The organism is Paranoxybacillus vitaminiphilus, from assembly GCF_003259935.1.
GTDB lineage: Bacteria > Bacillota > Bacilli > Bacillales > Anoxybacillaceae > Paranoxybacillus > Paranoxybacillus vitaminiphilus.
In genome coordinates this window covers 384,251-401,344 of the sequence record NZ_QLMH01000002.1, presented here as the reverse complement: position 1 = coordinate 401,344, position 17,094 = coordinate 384,251, and the positions used below count along the sequence as shown (strand labels likewise).

Genomic DNA, 17,094 nt, shown 5'->3' with positions numbered 1-17,094 from the left:
TCAGACCCCGCAGCACAATATATAGGACATAACATTAGATAAATGAACTATATATTGTAAATGCACGTGAGGTCAGACACTGATGGGTCAGCCCCTTGTTTTTTAGCCTAATCGAAACAAATAAAAAATTGCATGTCAAATATGCATAAGAAGGTTGTGATCATTCTTGATTAAAGCAGCATATTTTCATATTCCATTTTGTGCACAAATTTGCCATTATTGTGATTTTAATAAAGTATTTTTTAAAGGTCAGCCGGTAGATGAGTACTTACAGGCGATGGAGACAGAAATGAAGAACACAATCGAGAAGTTTCCAACCTCCGAACTGGAAACGATTTTTGTTGGCGGCGGTACTCCAACTGTTCTCGAAATAAAGCAGCTAGATTATTTCTTAAATAGTATTCATAAGCATTTTAGCTTTAATGTAAATGAGGTGGAGTTCACGTTTGAAGCAAATCCGAATGAACTGTCAAAAAAGAAGCTGCAGTTGTTAAAAGAAGCAGGGGTGAACCGCCTTAGTTTCGGTGTGCAGACATTCGATGACAAGTTGCTGCAAAAAATTGGGCGCACGCATCGAAAACATGATGTATTGCAAACGATTGAAATGGCAAAAGAAGCCGGTTTTACAAACATTAGTATCGATCTTATGTATGGACTTCCAGAACAAACAATCGAAAATCTTCGTGATACATTAGACATTGCTTTTAAGTTAGATGTCCAGCATTTCTCAGCCTATTCCCTAATTATTGAGCCTAAAACAGTATTTTACAATTTATTAAAAAAAGACATGTTGTCGTTGCCGAGCCAAGAAGAAGAAGCAGAAATGTATGAGCTTGTAATGGAACAAATGGAATACTATGGATATAATCAATATGAAATCAGCAATTACGCAAAATCTGGATTTTCAAGCCGCCATAATCTTACGTACTGGAATAATGAAGAATATTTTGGCATCGGTGCCGGGGCACATAGCTATGTATACGGTAAAAGAAACGTCAATGCCGGTCCGTTAAAAAAATATATGAACCTTATCGAAGAAACCGGATTTCCGTATGTAGAAAGCCATAAGGTTACGTTGGAAGAAAAAATGGAAGAAGAAATGTTTCTCGGGCTGCGGAAAACGGAAGGGGTTTCTAAAGAAACGTTTGCGCAGAAATATCATCGCTCTGTCCATGAGGTATTTGGCAAGCAGATTGCTGAACAAAAACAAAGGGGGCTGCTTGAAGAAACAGACAGCCATATCCGGCTCACCCATCGCGGCAAACTGCTTGGAAATGAAGTGTTTCAAGCGTTTATCGGCATCATATAAACGTTGACATAAACGTATGGATTTGATACTTTAATAGTAGATTTAGCACTCGATGTCTATGAGTGCTAACAGAGGTGATGATAGTTGCTAACCGATCGCCAATTGCTTATTTTACAAGTCATTATTGATGATTTTATTCGATCTGGTCAGCCGGTAGGCTCTAGAACGTTGTCGAAAAAAGAGGAAATTACGTTCAGCTCAGCAACGATTCGCAATGAGATGGCCGATTTAGAGGAGCTTGGCTACATTGAAAAAACACATGTTTCCTCCGGACGAGTACCATCGGAAAAAGGATATCGATATTATGTTGACCATCTATTATCACCGCAGCGATTAACACATGAAGATATAGCGAAGATTAAATCGATTTTTGCTGAGCGCATTTATGAACTGGAAAAAGTGGTGCAAAAATCAGCGCAAATTTTATCGGATTTGACCAATTATACGTCGATTGTTCTCGGGCCGGCCGTAAAAGACAATAAACTTAAACAAATTCAAATTATTCCGCTGAATAAAGAAACGGCGGTAGCGATTATTGTAACGGATACGGGCCACGTCGAGAACCGGGTCATTACGATTCCGGCTTCAATTAACCCATCTGATTTAGAAAAAATGGTCAATATTTTAAACGAACGTCTCATCGGCGTGCCGCTTGTTGACTTGAAAGATAAAATTTATAAAGAGGTAGCCAATGTCTTAAGAGCGCATATCCGCAACTACGACAGCATGTTAAAAACAATTTCTGATACTTTGGATTTGCAGCCGGCAGAAAAAATGTTTTTTGGCGGAAAAACGAACATGCTCAGTCAGCCGGAGTTTAATGATATTGAAAAAGTGCGTTCGATTATGACAGTGATTGAGCAGGAAAAAGATTTTTACAACTTATTGCGCAAACATAATAAACAGGGCATTCAAGTGACGATCGGCAAGGAAAATCAATTGCGCGGAATGGAAAACTGCAGCTTAATTACAGCAACATATTCTGTCGGGGAAAAACAGCTAGGAACGATTGCCGTTCTTGGCCCGACGCGCATGGAATACTCCCGCGTCATTACGATTTTGAATCGCGTAGCCTCTGATTTATCAACGGTGCTTACACAATGGTATCAAAACAATTAAGATTGGCCATATTGGTAAGGAGGCTGACTCAAAAGCCGAGGATCAGACCCCGCAACACAATATATAGGACTGGCATAAATGAGCTATATATTGTGAGATGCACGTGAGGTCAGACCATGATGAGACAGCCTCTTTCCTTTGAATATTACTTTTTATACATATATAGACATATATAGAGACCATCTCTTCGAGGGAGGTGAAAGCGATGGAGAAAGAATTGCAGCAAGAGGAAGTGGCTACATACAAATCGGAAGAAGCGACAGCTGAAGCGGCAGAAGCTTCTGAACAAACAGAGCCTGAACAGGTTTCTGAACAACCGGAATCTGAACAAATTTCTGAACAAATGGAAGAAAATAGTGAGTTAACAGCTGCAAAGAAGAGAATTGCAGAGCTTGAAGAGAAGTTGCAAGAATTAGAAAATCGCTATCTTCGTCTTCATGCTGATTTTGACAATTTCCGCCGCCGCACAAGGCTTGACTTTGAGGCAGCGGAAAAATACCGCGCCCAAAGCTTAGTGACAGACATTTTACCTGCCTTAGACAACTTCGAACGGGCTCTTAAGGTGAAAGCAGAAGATGATAAAACAAAATCGATTTTGCAAGGAATGGAAATGGTCTACCGTTCGTTAATGGATGCTTTGAAAAAAGAAGGAGTCGAGGTGATCGAGGCGGTAGGCAAGCCGTTTGATCCGCATTTGCATCAAGCGGTTATGCAAGTGGAAGACAGCAGCTATGAACCAAATACAGTTGTTGAAGAGTTTCAAAAAGGTTATAAGTTAAAAGATCGCGTGATTCGTCCATCAATGGTAAAAGTTAGCCAATAGTCATAGGAGGTTGTTATTGATGAGCAAGATTATCGGTATCGACTTAGGTACAACGAACTCTTGCGTTGCCGTGTTAGAAGGCGGTGAACCAAAAGTTATCCCAAATCCTGAAGGAAACCGGACAACTCCATCTGTCGTGGCGTTTAAAAACGGTGAGCGTCAAGTAGGGGAAGTGGCAAAACGTCAAGCTATCACAAACCCAAACACAATCATTTCTATTAAGCGCCATATGGGGACAGACTACAAAGTAGAGATTGAAGGAAAACAATATACACCACAAGAAATTTCTGCGATTATTTTACAGTACTTAAAATCTTATGCGGAAGAATATTTAGGTGAGCCGGTAACGAGAGCGGTTATTACGGTACCTGCTTACTTCAACGATGCGCAACGTCAAGCAACAAAAGATGCGGGTCGCATTGCCGGCTTAGAAGTAGAACGTATCATTAACGAGCCGACAGCAGCAGCGCTTGCTTACGGTCTTGACAAAATGGATGAAGACCAAACAATCCTTGTGTATGACTTAGGCGGCGGTACGTTTGACGTATCGATTCTTGAACTTGGCGATGGCGTATTTGAAGTAAAAGCAACTGCTGGTGACAACCATCTTGGCGGTGACGATTTCGACCAAGTGATCATTGATTATCTAGTAGAAGAATTTAAGAAAGAGCACGGCATTGATTTATCGAAAGATAAAATGGCGTTACAACGTTTAAAAGATGCAGCGGAAAAAGCGAAAAAAGATCTTTCCGGCGTAACGCAAACACAAATCTCCTTACCATTCATCAGCGCAAACGAAACAGGTCCATTACATTTAGAAATGACATTAACTCGTGCGAAATTTGAAGAGTTATCCGCTCATCTTGTCGAGCGCACAATGGGACCTGTTCGCCAGGCATTACAAGACGCAGGCCTTACACCAAGCGACATTGACAAAGTGATTCTTGTCGGTGGCTCAACGCGCATTCCAGCTGTTCAAGAAGCCATTAAGAGAGAAATCGGTAAAGAGCCGCATAAAGGTGTTAACCCTGATGAGGTTGTTGCGATTGGGGCAGCGATTCAAGGCGGTGTTATCGCTGGAGATGTGAAAGATGTTGTGCTTCTTGACGTTACTCCGCTTTCATTAGGTATCGAAACAATGGGCGGCGTGTTTACAAAATTAATTGAGCGCAACACGACAATTCCGACAAGCAAATCGCAAATTTTCACAACAGCAGCCGATAATCAAACGTCAGTGGACATTCATGTATTGCAAGGGGAACGTCCAATGGCTGCGGACAACAAAACGCTTGGCCGTTTCCAATTAACGGATATTCCTCCTGCTCCGCGCGGTGTGCCGCAAATCGAAGTAACGTTTGATATTGACGCAAACGGTATTGTCCATGTGCGCGCGAAAGATTTAGGTACAAACAAAGAACAATCGATTACGATTAAATCTTCATCAGGTCTTTCTGAAGAAGAAATTCAGCGCATGATTAAGGAAGCGGAAGAAAATGCGGAAGCGGACAGAAAACGTAAAGAGGCAGCCGAGCTCCGCAACGAGGCGGACCATTTAGTGTTCACAACAGAAAAAACGTTAAAAGAGCTTGAAGGAAAAGTAGACGAAGCAGAAGTGAAAAAAGCGCAAGAAGCGAAGGATGCATTGAAAGCCGCTTTAGAGAAAAACGATATCGAAGAAATTCGCGCGAAGAAAAATGCGCTTCAGGAAATCGTTCAACAGCTTTCCATCAAGCTATATGAACAGGCGGCCAAACAAGCGCAAGCACAGCAGACAGCGGGAGCAGACAACACTGGCAAAAAAGACGACAATGTCGTTGATGCGGAATTTGAAGAAGTAAAAGATGATAAATAAAATGCATAGTCCAGCTGTTTTATTTGTTCGATTGTCTAAAAAGTCAAAGTCAGGCCTGTCTTGGCTTTGACTTTTTTGCTATGAAAGGGAACATTGTTTGAATTCGATCATTTTAACAGCAAAAATATTGCGTTTATAAAGAGACAAATGTTACAATTACCGTTATGTGAGTGAATCGGGAGTGGATGATAATGAGCAAACGAGATTACTATGAGGTTCTCGGAGTAAGCAAGAATGCCACGAAAGATGAAATAAAGAAAGCGTACCGAAAACTTTCAAAACAATATCATCCAGATGTTAACAAAGCACCGGACGCTGCTGAAAAATTCAAGGAAATCAAAGAAGCATATGAAGTGCTAAGCGATGACCAAAAGCGCGCTCATTATGATCAATTTGGTCATACCGATCCAAATCAAGGATTTGGCGGTTTTAGCGGGGCTGATTTTGATTTCGGCGGTTTCGGCGGCTTTGAAGATATTTTCAGTTCTTTCTTCGGCGGCACAAGACGCCGTGATCCGAATGCGCCAAGAGCAGGAGCTGATTTACAGTATACAATGACATTAACATTCGAGGAAGCAGCGTTCGGAAAAGAAACAGATATCGAAATTCCACGCGAAGAAACGTGCGATACGTGCCACGGTTCTGGAGCAAAGCCTGGAACGAAAAAAGAAACGTGCTCGCATTGCCGAGGTACAGGACAAATTAGCATCGAACAAGCGACGCCGTTTGGCCGCATTGTCAATCGAAGAACATGCCATCATTGCGGCGGTACAGGACAGTTTATTAAAGAAAAATGTACAACGTGCGGCGGAAGCGGCCGTGTGAAAAAACGCAAAAAGATTCATGTAAAAATTCCAGCTGGCATTGATGATGGTCAGCAATTGCGTGTTGCCGGACAAGGAGAAGCCGGCATCAATGGCGGACCGCCGGGAGATTTATACATTGTTTTCCGCGTCGAACCGCATGAATTCTTTGAGCGCGATGGCGATGATATTTATTGTGAAATTCCACTTACATTTGCTCAGGCTGCACTCGGTGATGAAATTGAGGTGCCAACGCTACACGGCAAAGTAAAATTAAAAATTCCAGCTGGCACGCAAACAGGTACGAAATTCCGCCTCAAAGGAAAAGGTGTGCCTAATGTGAGAGGGTATGGTCAAGGAGACCAGCACATTATTGTTCGGGTTGTCACCCCGACTAAATTAACTGAAAAACAAAAACAGTTATTGCGCGAATTTGATCGACTAAGCGACCAAAGCGCACAACATGGAACGCATGGCAGTTTTTTTGATAAAATGAAAAAGGCGTTTAAGGGAGAATAATTTCGAAAAATGGAGTTGGCAGATGATGAAATGGTCAGAAATTAGCATTCATACGACACATGAGGCGGTTGAGGCGATTTCGAATATTTTGCACGAAGCGGGAGCGGGCGGCGTTGTCATTGAAGATCCGTTTGATTTGACGAAAGAGCGGGATACTTCCTTCGGGGAAATCTACCAACTCAATCCTGATGATTATCCCGAAGAAGGAGTTATTATTAAAGCGTATTTACCGGTCAATAGCTTCTTGGGAGAGACAGTCGAGGAAATTAAACAGGCGATTAACAACCTGATGTTGTATGATATCGATTTAGGAAAGAACTCGATCACGATAAGTGAAGTCAATGAAGAAGAATGGGCGACGGCATGGAAAAAATATTATAATCCTGTAAAAATTTCAAAAAAGTTTACTATCGTTCCGACTTGGGAAACGTATGAACCAGTCTCGAGCGATGAACTTATTATTGAGCTGGATCCGGGCATGGCGTTTGGAACAGGGACTCATCCAACAACCGTGATGTGTATTCAAGCGCTTGAAAAATGTGTAAAAACGAATGATATCGTGATTGATGTCGGCACCGGATCGGGGATATTAAGTATTGCCGCGGCGATGCTCGGAGCAAAGTCAGTCAAAGCGCTCGATTTAGATCCGGTGGCAGTGGACAGCGCAAAGCTGAATGTAAAGCTTAACAAAGTTCAAGACATTGTGACAGTCGCGCAAAATAATTTGTTAGATAATATAAAAGAGCCGGCAAATATCATTGTTGCGAATATTTTAGCGGAAATTATTTTACGTTTTATCGATGATGCGTATCGCCTGCTGGAAAAAGGCGGATTCTTTATCACATCGGGAATTATCCAAGCGAAAAAGCAAGAAGTAAAAGACGGATTGATTCGTGCCGGGTTTATCGTTGAAGAAACGTTAGTCATGGAAGACTGGATTGCTTTTATTGCAAGAAAAGAGTAAAAAGAAGAAGGTGTCGCTTTGCAACGCTATTTTGTTTTAAATGAGCAATTTTTCAATGGTCAGCAAATTACGATTGTCGGCGATGATTATCACCATATCGTCCGCGTTATGCGGATGCGTGAAGGTCAAGACATTGTCTGTTGTAACGAAAATGGTGAGGCGGCTTTATGTAAAATAACAAAAATTACTAATGATGAGGTCATTGCCGATATTATAGAATGGATAGAAGAGCAGACGGAACTTCCGATCAATGTTTATATTGCCCAGGGGCTGCCGAAAGGGGATAAACTGGAACTTGTCATTCAAAAGGGAACAGAGCTTGGCGCTTTCTCGTTTATCCCCTTTTTGGCGGCTCGCTCTGTTGTTAAGTGGGACGAAAAAAAGGGAGACAGGAAAGTGGAACGATGGGAAAAAATCGCAAAAGAAGCAGCAGAGCAATCAGAGCGAACAAGGATCCCTAGCGTCCATCATCCTATGACCATTCGCGAATTAATTGAATTTTCCACGAAAGTTGATTATAAAATCATTGCTTACGAGGAAGAAGCAAGGAATGGCGAGAGAGCCAATTTGACAAAAATACTGCGCGGAATAAAGCCTGGACAGTCGCTTCTTGCCGTTTTCGGTCCGGAAGGCGGCTTTTCCGAGCAGGAAGTATCATTATTAAAGGAAAGCGGCTTTATTTCCTGCAGTCTCGGTCCGCGGATTTTGCGCACAGAAACAGCGCCTCTTTATTTATTGGCGGCGGCTTCTTATGAACTGGAATTAAGGTGAGGTGAGAATCATGCCAACAGTAGCATTTCATACATTAGGCTGTAAAGTAAATCATTATGAAACAGAGGCGATTTGGCAATTATTTAAACAAGCCGGTTATGAACGAAAAGAATTTGAAAGCATAGCTGATGTATACGTCATTAACACATGTACAGTGACAAATACCGGTGATAAAAAAAGCCGCCAAGTGATTCGCCGGGCGATTCGGCAAAACCCGGATGCCGTCATTTGTGTAACAGGCTGTTATGCGCAAACCTCTCCGGCAGAAGTGATGGCCATTCCTGGAGTTGATATTGTTGTTGGAACACAAGACCGGGCGAAAATGCTTGATTATATCGAGCAATTCAAGCGTGAACGGCAGCCGATTAACGGCGTAAGCAACATTATGAAAGCGCGTGTCTTTGAGGAATTGGATGTTCCGGCATTTACGGACCGGACGCGTGCGTCATTAAAAATTCAAGAAGGCTGCAATAACTTTTGCACATTTTGTATTATCCCTTGGGCGCGAGGGTTGATGCGTTCCCGCGATCCGAAAGAAGTGATTCGCCAGGCGCAGCAACTTGTCAATGCCGGCTATAAAGAAATCGTTTTAACCGGTATTCATACAGGCGGCTACGGTGAAGATATGAAAGATTATAACTTTGCGGCATTGCTTCGCGATATTGACGAACAAGTTGTCGGCTTAAAGCGTCTCCGGATTTCATCCATTGAAGCAAGCCAAATTACGGACGAAGTGATTGATGTATTAAAGAAATCAGATAAAATTGTCCGTCACCTGCACATTCCGCTTCAATCCGGTTCGAACAGCGTGTTAAAGCGGATGCGCCGCAAATATACAACGGAATTTTTTGCCGAGCGGCTTGCGCAATTACGTGAAGCATTGCCGGGATTAGCTGTTACATCGGACGTCATTGTCGGTTTTCCAGGCGAGACCGAAGAGGAATTCATGGAAACATATAACTTTATTCGTGACAACCGTTTCTCAGAACTTCATGTGTTCCCATACTCCAAACGTACAGGAACACCAGCGGCAAGAATGCCAAACCAAGTCGATGAAGAAGTGAAAAATGAGCGCGTTCACCGTCTTATCGCTCTTTCCGATCAATTAGCGAAAGAATATGCGTCTGAATTTGAAGGACAAGTATTAGAGGTTATTCCAGAAGAACGTTATAAAGAAGAACCAAACAGCGGTTTATATGTCGGTTATACGGATAACTATTTGAAAGTAAAATTCCCGGCAACCGAAGAGATGGTTGGAAAGCTTGTTAAGGTGAAAATTACAAAAGCAGGATATCCGTATAATGAAGGGGAATTTGTCCGCGTTGTTGAAGATGATATTCTTGAAAAAATACAATTAAGTTCTTAAGGCTGACCAAAAAAGTGTCTGACCTCATCCGAAATCCATCGTATATAGTGTTTTCTATATATTATGGTTGTGGGGTCGGACACTTTGTTTTTACGGGCAGCCTTTTTTCTTTGGTTTATAATAAAAACATAGAGATAAACTATACATAAAACTCGCTTTTTTTTTTAGATAATGGTATGATGATAGATGTCAGACTTCTTGGTGTGAAAGGAGAAATTTTGGTATATGACAACAAATATTGCAAAGATGATTGACCATACATTATTAAAAGCAGATACAACAAAAGAGCAAATCGTTAAATTGTGTGAGGAAGCAAAACAATATCATTTTGCGTCCGTTTGCGTAAATCCAACATGGGTAGCGACAGCAGCAGAGCTTTTAAAAGGAACAGACGTCAAAGTGTGTACAGTAATTGGATTCCCATTAGGAGCGAACACACCGGAGACAAAAGCGTTTGAAACAAAAGATGCGATTGAAAAAGGCGCAACGGAAGTTGATATGGTTATCAACATTGGGGCGCTAAAAGACGGTAATGACGAATTAGTTGAACGTGATATTCGCGCGGTTGTAGAAGCAGCAAAAGGGAAAGCGCTTGTCAAAGTAATTATCGAAACATGTTTGCTGACAGAAGAAGAAAAAGTGCGTGCTTGCCAGCTTGCGGTAAAAGCAGGGGCTGATTACGTAAAAACATCAACAGGATTTTCAACAGGCGGCGCAACTGTTGAAGATGTCGCGCTTATGCGCAAAACAGTTGGACCGGAAATCGGCGTAAAAGCATCCGGTGGTGTTCGTGATCTTCAAGGAGCAGAAGCGATGATTCAAGCAGGAGCGACTCGCATCGGTACAAGCTCAGGCGCAGCAATCGTTCAAGGAAAAACAGCGACAACAGACTATTAATGGAAAATAACAGAAGGAGCTGACCTATAAGTATCTAGTCTTCATACACTTAATCGATAAGAGGCGGGGCTGATACTTTAGGTCCTCTCTTTTTTATGGAAGTGTTTTCTTTTTTTAGTTGACCGAAATCTTTGCATATATTATAATTGACAAGTACATGTTTCAAACATGTCAATTGAAATGTTAGTGGTGTTGTTCGGAGGGAGGGAAGCAGGATGTCAAAAACAATCGTTCGTAAAAACGAATCGCTTGAAGATGCTCTTCGTCGCTTCAAACGTGCCGTTTCGAAGACCGGTACGTTACAGGAAGCAAGAAAGCGTGAATTCTATGAAAAGCCAAGCGTAAGACGCAAGAAAAAGTCTGAAGCGGCTAGAAAGCGCAAGTATTAAAAGAGGGTGTATTTCATGAGTCTTCTTGAGCGTTTAAATAATGATATGAAACAAGCGATGAAAAATAAGGAAAAAGAAAAGCTTTCCGTCATTCGGATGGTTAAAGCTGCATTGCAGAATGAAGCGATTAAACTCGGCAAAAGCCAATTATCCGAAGACGAAGAGCTAACGGTGCTTTCTCGTGAATTAAAGCAACGCAAAGACTCCCTCCAGGAATTCGAAAACGCTGGTCGTTCAGACCTTGTTGAAAAAACAAAAACAGAGATTCAAATTCTTGAATTATATATGCCAAAGCAATTAAGTGAAGAAGAGCTTGTGCAATTAATTAAAGAAACGATTGCCGAGGTAGGCGCTTCTTCAAAGGCTGATATGGGTAAAGTAATGGGAGCGATCATGCCGAAAGTAAAAGGAAAAGCAGATGGCTCTCTAGTGAACAAATTAGTTTTGCAGCATTTATCTTAAAAAAGACTGCTTCCATCATGGAGGCAGTTTTTTTATGTTAATACAGATCATAACCATGCAAGGAAAATCAAGTGCTATCCCCCCTGTTTCTCTCATACATATGAGATGAAAGGGGGGTCTTTTTATGTTTGGAAAATGGCGGCGGCAAGTGAGAAATTGGTTAGCAAATAAAATGGAACTACCCGCTGATATTTTAATGGATCTTCCGCGCATAACGATGATTGGACAAATACATATATACATAGAAAATCATCGAGGATTGCTTTCTTTTAGCGATAAGGAAATACGGCTGCTCTTAAAACAAGGCCAGCTCCTCGTTAAAGGAGAAGCGTTTGTCATTAAAACGATTTTACCAGAGGAAATTTTGCTGGAGGGAAAAATTAGCCAAGTTCTTTATTTAGATGAGTAGGGGGAAGAGATATGAAGAACCAATGGTTGAGCTATTTTTCAGGCAGTGTCAAAGTGAAGCTGAGCGGAAAAGGGATAGAAAGATTGATTAATGCTTGTTTGCGAAATGATATTTTTATTTGGAAAGTAAAAAAGCATGATGAGTATACGGCAAGCTTTTATATGCTGTTAAAAGACGTTTCCAAGGTTCGTCTCCTTGTTAGAAAAAGCGAATGCAAACTTTATTTTATCGATAGAAGCGGAATGCCGTTTCTTATTAAAAAGACGTTATTAAACAGCGGCTTTTTCATAGGGACATTTTTGTTTTTATTGCTCATATTTCTTCTGTCCAATATGGTATGGAACATTCAAGTCAGAGGAGCGAAACCGGAGACGGAATATTTAATCCTTAAAGAGTTGAAAAAGATGGGGATTGAAAGAGGAGCTTTTCAATTTATGATAGATGACCCGGAGGCGATTCAAAAAAAGCTGACAGATCATATTGAGGCGATTACATGGGTCGGTGTTGAATTAAAAGGGACGACCTTTTATTTTCAAGTGGTGGAAAAAAATCAACCAAAGCCGGAAAAAAAGATGGGAGTTCGTCATTTAGTGGCTAAAAAGAAAGCAGTGATTACGAATATGTTTGTCGAAGAAGGACAACCACTCGTTTCCGTCAATGATTATGTATCGAAAGGGCAAATTTTAGTCTCCGGTTTTATCGGAAAAGAGGGACAAACGAAAACCGTGCCGGCGCGCGGAAAAATTTTTGGTGAAACGTGGTACAAGTCTACAGTCGTCCTGCCGCTTCAATCAACCTTTCATGTGTTTACCGGAAAATATTATGAAAAACATTATCTTTCGTTTAAAAATATATCTTTGCCAGTTTGGGGATGGAAAAAACCGGCATTTTCTCATTATGAAATCGAACAGCAAAAAAAACCGTTTCACTTTTGGCGGTGGAAATTGCCGCTTTTTTACGAGCGTGTCATTTATCGCGAAAAGGAGAAAGTCGAGAGAAACTATTCATGGGAAGAAGCGTTTCAAAAAGCAAGGGAAATAGCGCGTAAAGAACTGCTCAGCCGACTTGAAGATGATGCCTCCATTAAAGGAGAAAAAATTTTGCACCAAGCGAAAGAGAATGGTAAAGTAAGATTAGAAATGCATTACCAAGTAATAGAAAATATTGGCACACCACAACCTATTATTCAAGGAGACTAGATAGAGGATGTCAGAAAAGTTAATCACCATTAATCAGCAATTAGAAAACCCAAACGAAGCAATTGCACTTTTTGGCATTCATGATGTTCATTTAAAACGAATTGAACAAGAACTTGACGTTTCGATTGTGACGAGAGGGGAGACAGTGAGCGTTTCCGGTGATGTGGAACGTGTTCAACTAGTCGATGATGTGCTGCGCCATTTATTGATTGTCGTTCGGAAAGGAATTACAATCAGTGAGCGCGATGTCATGTATGCGATTCAAATGGCAAAAAATGGAACCATTGACTATTTCACAGAGCTGTATGAAGAAGAGATCACAAAAAACGCAAAAGGAAAAGCGATTCGTGTAAAAACGTTAGGACAACGCCAATATGTATCAGCTATTAAAAAATATGATCTTGTATTTGGCGTCGGTCCAGCCGGTACAGGGAAAACCTATTTAGCGGTTGTTATGGCTGTGAATGCATTAAAAAACGGTCTTGTGAAACGCATTATTTTAACGCGCCCGGCTGTTGAAGCGGGAGAAAATCTAGGATTTTTACCGGGGGATTTAAAAGAAAAGGTTGATCCATATTTACGTCCCTTGTATGATGCGCTGAATGACGTGTTAGGATCCGATCATACACAGCGTTTGATCGAACGCGGGACGATTGAAATTGCGCCGCTTGCATACATGCGGGGCCGCACGTTAGAAGATGCGTTTGTTATTTTAGATGAAGCGCAAAATACGACTCCGGCGCAAATGAAAATGTTTTTAACAAGATTAGGCTTTGGTTCAAAAATGGTGATCACTGGAGATATTTCACAAGTAGATTTGCCAAAAGGGGTAAAATCGGGGTTAGCTGTAGCAAAAGAAATTTTGCAAAATGTCAGCGACATTACTTTTGTTTTTTTAGAACAGTCTGACGTTGTTCGCCATCCGCTTGTTGGAAAAATTATTGATGCGTATGAAAAAGCGGGAATATAAAGACAGAAGGTTTATTGTTCGTTGATTGGCCGCTGCGGATAATGTCCAATGCGGCTAAAGCAAATCATAAAAAAGCATCTTCTGTCAGCCGGTAAAGTAGAGGGGATTCGGCTAAAGTACATTTTGCGTTAACGTTTAATAACCTAAGGACTTGACCCATCGTCTATTTGTATGGGTCTATTTTTTTAGCTGGATATTTGAAAAGGGGAAAAAGTAAAGGAATAGATGTTTTAAAAAGCGGAGGGGAAAACGGTGAAGAGGATTTACTCAACAATTAAAAACATGAAACAAGCTCGTTTTTTACTCTATACCATGTTTGTTTTGCTTGCGCTATTGATGTTTGTGTTTCTATATCATCATGTGAAGCCGGAACAATATAATATACAGCTATTTGGAATTTCCAAGGAAACGATTCGCTCACCAATTACGATTGAAGATAAGGAAAAAACAGAGAAATTAAGAAGAGAAGCAGCCGAACGTGTAGAGGACGTCTACACATTAAAAAAAGAGTATGCGGAAAACCGTGTTGATTTAATTTCAACTGTTTTCACGACGATATCGGAGGTTCAGGAGGAAACAGATACACATTTAGAAAAATTGCAAAAGTTGAAAAAAAAACTGCCGGGCGATTTATATACACATATGCCGGAAACGCAGTGGAGTTCCTTATTAGCAGCTAAACCATCCGATTTACAATTGGCAAAAGAAGCAACTGTTACGGCAGTCAACACGATTATGAGCGAACGGATTACTCCACAAGATTTGGATTATGCGAAAATGAGAGTTGAGGATGAACTAAAGTATGTTATTGTTAAAAATGAACTGAAAGATGCGATTGTTCAATTGGCTAAATATGCGATTATTCCTAATGTCATTTACGACAGAGCAGCAACAGAAGAAAAGAGAAGGCAAGCAATGGACGAAGTGAAACCGGTGAAAATATTACAGGGGCAGATTATCGTTGAAGAAGGACAGTTTATTTCGAATGAAATTTACAATCAATTAAAGCTTGTCGGGCTGTTGGAGAGCGAAAGCACCGTTCAACCGTTTATCGGCCTTGGCATTTTTGTTATATTGTTATTAACACCGATTTTATATTATTTTTGGAGATTTAAACCGGAGCATCATCATCGCAATGTTTATTTACTTCTATATACGGCCATTTTTGTGATTACGTTCATCATGATGAAGCTCATAAGTTTGCTTCAAGAAATGGACTTAACCGATGTTGCCTATGTTGTTCCTGTCGCTGTTGGAACGATGTTAATCCGCATTCTTTTCAACGAACAGTTGGCTGTTGTGACAAGTTTTGTTTATGCCATATGCGGAAGCATGATGTTTAATGAGGGAGTTACCGGAACGTTCAGCGATTCTGCGGGGATTTACTTACTGGCCAGCGGTTTAGCTGGAGCTATATTTTTAAGGGAACAGCTCCAAAAAGCGAAAATTTTGCAAGCTGGACTTTTTGTATCACTTGTTAATATTGCAATGATTATAGCGATGCTTTTTATGAAGAACGGTCACTATTCACTGATGGAAATAGGGATTTTTGTCATCATGGCCGTGATTTCCGGCATTTTTGCCTCCGTCCTAACGATTGGCTTGCTTCCATTTTTAGAGGCTGGTTTCGGCATTTTGTCATCGATGAAACTGATTGAACTGTCGAATCCGAACCATCCTTTGCTGCGAAAAATTTTAACGGAAGCTCCAGGAACTTATCACCATAGCCTAATGGTAGCAAATTTATCAGAAGCAGCATGCGAAGCGATTGGAGCGAATGGCTTGCTGGCTAGAGTTGCCGCGTATTATCATGATATTGGCAAAACAAAGCGTCCCCGTTATTTTATTGAAAATCAAATAGGGGATAATCCTCATGACCATTTGTCGCCGCAGCTAAGCAAAAACATCATCATTGCTCATGTCACTGATGGAGTAGCGATTTTAAAAAAGTATAAGATGCCGAAAGAAATAATCGATATTGCTGAGCAGCATCATGGCACGGCTTTATTGAAATATTTTTATCATAAAGCGAAACAGCAATCCGATTACGTATTGGAAGAAGAATTCCGCTACCCTGGACCGAAACCGCAGACGAAAGAAGCGGCTATTATTAGCATTGCCGACAGCGTGGAAGCAGCCGTTCGGTCGCTTTCGAATCCATCGCAAGAAAAAATTGAGAAAGTGGTGCGCGGCATTATCGCTGATCGTTTGCAGGATAATCAGTTCAATGAATGCAACATTACATTGAAAGAGCTGGAACTTGTAGCGCAATCGCTTTGCGAGACGCTGAACGGTGTTTTTCACTCACGAATTGAATATCCCGAAATTCGAAAGGAAAAGGTGAAACAAGCATGACATTAATCATTGATTTTATTGATGAAACAAACGAAGTAACAGAAGAACAAATGGATATGATTGAAAAACTTCTGAATTATGCAGCTGAAGTCGAGAATGTGCAAGATGAAGCAGAAGTAAGCGTTACGTTTGTTGATAATGAAAAAATTCGCGAAATTAACCGTGATTATCGCGGCAAAGACAAGCCGACAGATGTGATTTCATTTGCCCTTGAAGAGATGGGGGACGGAGAAATCGAGATTGTCGGTGCAGAGCTTCCGCCTGTGCTTGGAGACATCATTATCTCCGTTCCAAAAGCAAGGGAGCAAGCGGAAGAATATGGTCATTCATTCATGCGGGAGCTCGGTTTTTTAGCGGTGCACGGTTTTCTTCATTTATTAGGCTATGACCACGGGACGGAAGAAGAAGAAAAAGAAATGTTTTCTAAGCAAGAACAAATTCTTGAAACATTCGGGTTGAAACGTTAAAGCGATGAAAGAGTGGAAACGATTATTAAAAAGTTTTTCCTTTGCGTGGGAAGGCATTGTTTTTACATTTAAAAACGAAAAAAATATGAAGATTCATTGTGCCGTGGCTTTATTTGTCTGCATGACGGCTTGGCTGTTCGGCCTTTCCAAAACGGAATGGTTCATTATTCTTATAGCGATTGGCGTTGTGCTTTCTCTAGAAATGATGAATACCGCTATTGAACGTGTTGTTGATTTCGTTGCTCCTGAATTTCATCCGCTTGCGAAAATAGCAAAGGACGTTGCTGCAGGAGCGGTTTTTGTATTTGCGATAATATCTGCTATAATAGGAGCAATCATCTTTTTTCCACATTTCATGGCACTCATAAGTTGAGGTGATTTGTGAAAAATAATAAAATTCATACTTTTCTGTCAGATTTC

At 40.9% G+C, this 17,094-nt stretch carries 17 protein-coding genes; all 17 read left to right on the top strand.

Going from position 1 to position 17,094, the window contains the following annotated elements; all coding sequences use genetic code 11:
• Positions 1-166 precede the first annotated feature (166 nt).
• Positions 167-1,309, top strand: a complete 1,143-nt coding sequence (gene hemW / locus B0I26_RS04585; RefSeq protein ID WP_111644281.1) for a radical SAM family heme chaperone HemW — start codon at positions 167-169, stop codon at positions 1,307-1,309.
• 84 nt (positions 1,310-1,393) lie between these two features.
• Positions 1,394-2,428, top strand: a complete 1,035-nt coding sequence (hrcA, locus tag B0I26_RS04580) for a heat-inducible transcriptional repressor HrcA (RefSeq protein ID WP_111644280.1) — start codon at positions 1,394-1,396, stop codon at positions 2,426-2,428.
• A gap of 205 nt (positions 2,429-2,633) precedes the next feature.
• Complete coding sequence (gene grpE, locus B0I26_RS04575) at positions 2,634-3,251, top strand: nucleotide exchange factor GrpE (protein WP_111644279.1); 618 nt, start codon at positions 2,634-2,636, stop codon at positions 3,249-3,251.
• Between the two features lie 19 nt (positions 3,252-3,270).
• Positions 3,271-5,103 (top strand): molecular chaperone DnaK, encoded by a 1,833-nt coding sequence (gene dnaK, locus B0I26_RS04570; protein ID WP_111644278.1) that lies wholly within the window; start codon positions 3,271-3,273, stop codon positions 5,101-5,103.
• A 191-nt stretch (positions 5,104-5,294) separates the two neighbouring features.
• Positions 5,295-6,425, top strand: a complete 1,131-nt coding sequence (gene dnaJ / locus B0I26_RS04565; RefSeq protein WP_111644277.1) for a molecular chaperone DnaJ — start codon at positions 5,295-5,297, stop codon at positions 6,423-6,425.
• Positions 6,426-6,450: 25 nt separating this feature from the next.
• Entirely contained in the window at positions 6,451-7,389 is a 939-nt protein-coding gene (gene prmA, locus B0I26_RS04560) for a 50S ribosomal protein L11 methyltransferase (protein ID WP_111644333.1), read from the top strand.
• Between the two features lie 18 nt (positions 7,390-7,407).
• Positions 7,408-8,160, top strand: coding sequence for a 16S rRNA (uracil(1498)-N(3))-methyltransferase (locus B0I26_RS04555; protein ID WP_111644276.1), 753 nt, complete (start codon positions 7,408-7,410; stop codon positions 8,158-8,160).
• Between the two features lie 10 nt (positions 8,161-8,170).
• The gene (gene mtaB / locus B0I26_RS04550; RefSeq protein WP_111644275.1) at positions 8,171-9,526 is read left to right on the top strand and encodes a tRNA (N(6)-L-threonylcarbamoyladenosine(37)-C(2))-methylthiotransferase MtaB; all 1,356 of its coding nucleotides are present in this window, start codon (positions 8,171-8,173) and stop codon (positions 9,524-9,526) included.
• A gap of 225 nt (positions 9,527-9,751) precedes the next feature.
• Complete coding sequence (gene deoC / locus B0I26_RS04545) at positions 9,752-10,423, top strand: deoxyribose-phosphate aldolase (protein WP_111644274.1); 672 nt, start codon at positions 9,752-9,754, stop codon at positions 10,421-10,423.
• A gap of 215 nt (positions 10,424-10,638) precedes the next feature.
• Positions 10,639-10,812, top strand: a complete 174-nt coding sequence (rpsU, locus tag B0I26_RS04540) for a 30S ribosomal protein S21 (RefSeq protein ID WP_003393897.1) — start codon at positions 10,639-10,641, stop codon at positions 10,810-10,812.
• Positions 10,813-10,827: 15 nt separating this feature from the next.
• On the top strand, positions 10,828-11,274 hold the full coding sequence (locus B0I26_RS04535) for a GatB/YqeY domain-containing protein (RefSeq protein ID WP_111644273.1): 447 nt from the start codon (positions 10,828-10,830) through the stop codon (positions 11,272-11,274).
• Between the two features lie 124 nt (positions 11,275-11,398).
• Positions 11,399-11,683, top strand: coding sequence for a sporulation protein YqfC (gene yqfC / locus B0I26_RS04530; RefSeq protein ID WP_111644272.1), 285 nt, complete (start codon positions 11,399-11,401; stop codon positions 11,681-11,683).
• A gap of 11 nt (positions 11,684-11,694) precedes the next feature.
• Complete coding sequence (gene yqfD, locus B0I26_RS04525; RefSeq protein ID WP_111644271.1) at positions 11,695-12,882, top strand: sporulation protein YqfD; 1,188 nt, start codon at positions 11,695-11,697, stop codon at positions 12,880-12,882.
• A gap of 7 nt (positions 12,883-12,889) precedes the next feature.
• Positions 12,890-13,852, top strand: a complete 963-nt coding sequence (locus tag B0I26_RS04520) for a PhoH family protein (protein ID WP_111644270.1) — start codon at positions 12,890-12,892, stop codon at positions 13,850-13,852.
• 252 nt (positions 13,853-14,104) lie between these two features.
• Positions 14,105-16,207, top strand: a complete 2,103-nt coding sequence (locus B0I26_RS04515) for an HD family phosphohydrolase (protein WP_409991408.1) — start codon at positions 14,105-14,107, stop codon at positions 16,205-16,207.
• Positions 16,204-16,674: an rRNA maturation RNase YbeY gene (gene ybeY / locus B0I26_RS04510; RefSeq protein ID WP_111644269.1), complete on the top strand. Its 471-nt coding sequence runs from the start codon at positions 16,204-16,206 to the stop codon at positions 16,672-16,674. The genes B0I26_RS04515 and ybeY overlap by 4 nt, the downstream gene beginning before the upstream one ends.
• 4 nt (positions 16,675-16,678) lie before the next feature.
• Positions 16,679-17,047: a diacylglycerol kinase family protein gene (locus B0I26_RS04505; RefSeq protein WP_111644268.1), complete on the top strand. Its 369-nt coding sequence runs from the start codon at positions 16,679-16,681 to the stop codon at positions 17,045-17,047.
• The last annotated feature ends 47 nt before the right edge of the window (positions 17,048-17,094 follow it).

Coding starts and splice junctions, on each gene's coding strand:
- grpE (WP_111644279.1), top strand. CDS start 2,634: ATGGAGAAAGAATTGCAGCAAGAGGAAGTGGCTACATACAAATCGGAA.
- dnaK (WP_111644278.1), top strand. CDS start 3,271: ATGAGCAAGATTATCGGTATCGACTTAGGTACAACGAACTCTTGCGTT.
- dnaJ (WP_111644277.1), top strand. CDS start 5,295: ATGAGCAAACGAGATTACTATGAGGTTCTCGGAGTAAGCAAGAATGCC.
- prmA (WP_111644333.1), top strand. CDS start 6,451: ATGAAATGGTCAGAAATTAGCATTCATACGACACATGAGGCGGTTGAG.
- mtaB (WP_111644275.1), top strand. CDS start 8,171: ATGCCAACAGTAGCATTTCATACATTAGGCTGTAAAGTAAATCATTAT.
- deoC (WP_111644274.1), top strand. CDS start 9,752: ATGACAACAAATATTGCAAAGATGATTGACCATACATTATTAAAAGCA.
- rpsU (WP_003393897.1), top strand. CDS start 10,639: ATGTCAAAAACAATCGTTCGTAAAAACGAATCGCTTGAAGATGCTCTT.
- B0I26_RS04535 (WP_111644273.1), top strand. CDS start 10,828: ATGAGTCTTCTTGAGCGTTTAAATAATGATATGAAACAAGCGATGAAA.
- yqfC (WP_111644272.1), top strand. CDS start 11,399: ATGTTTGGAAAATGGCGGCGGCAAGTGAGAAATTGGTTAGCAAATAAA.
- yqfD (WP_111644271.1), top strand. CDS start 11,695: ATGAAGAACCAATGGTTGAGCTATTTTTCAGGCAGTGTCAAAGTGAAG.
- B0I26_RS04520 (WP_111644270.1), top strand. CDS start 12,890: ATGTCAGAAAAGTTAATCACCATTAATCAGCAATTAGAAAACCCAAAC.
- ybeY (WP_111644269.1), top strand. CDS start 16,204: ATGACATTAATCATTGATTTTATTGATGAAACAAACGAAGTAACAGAA.
- B0I26_RS04505 (WP_111644268.1), top strand. CDS start 16,679: ATGAAAGAGTGGAAACGATTATTAAAAAGTTTTTCCTTTGCGTGGGAA.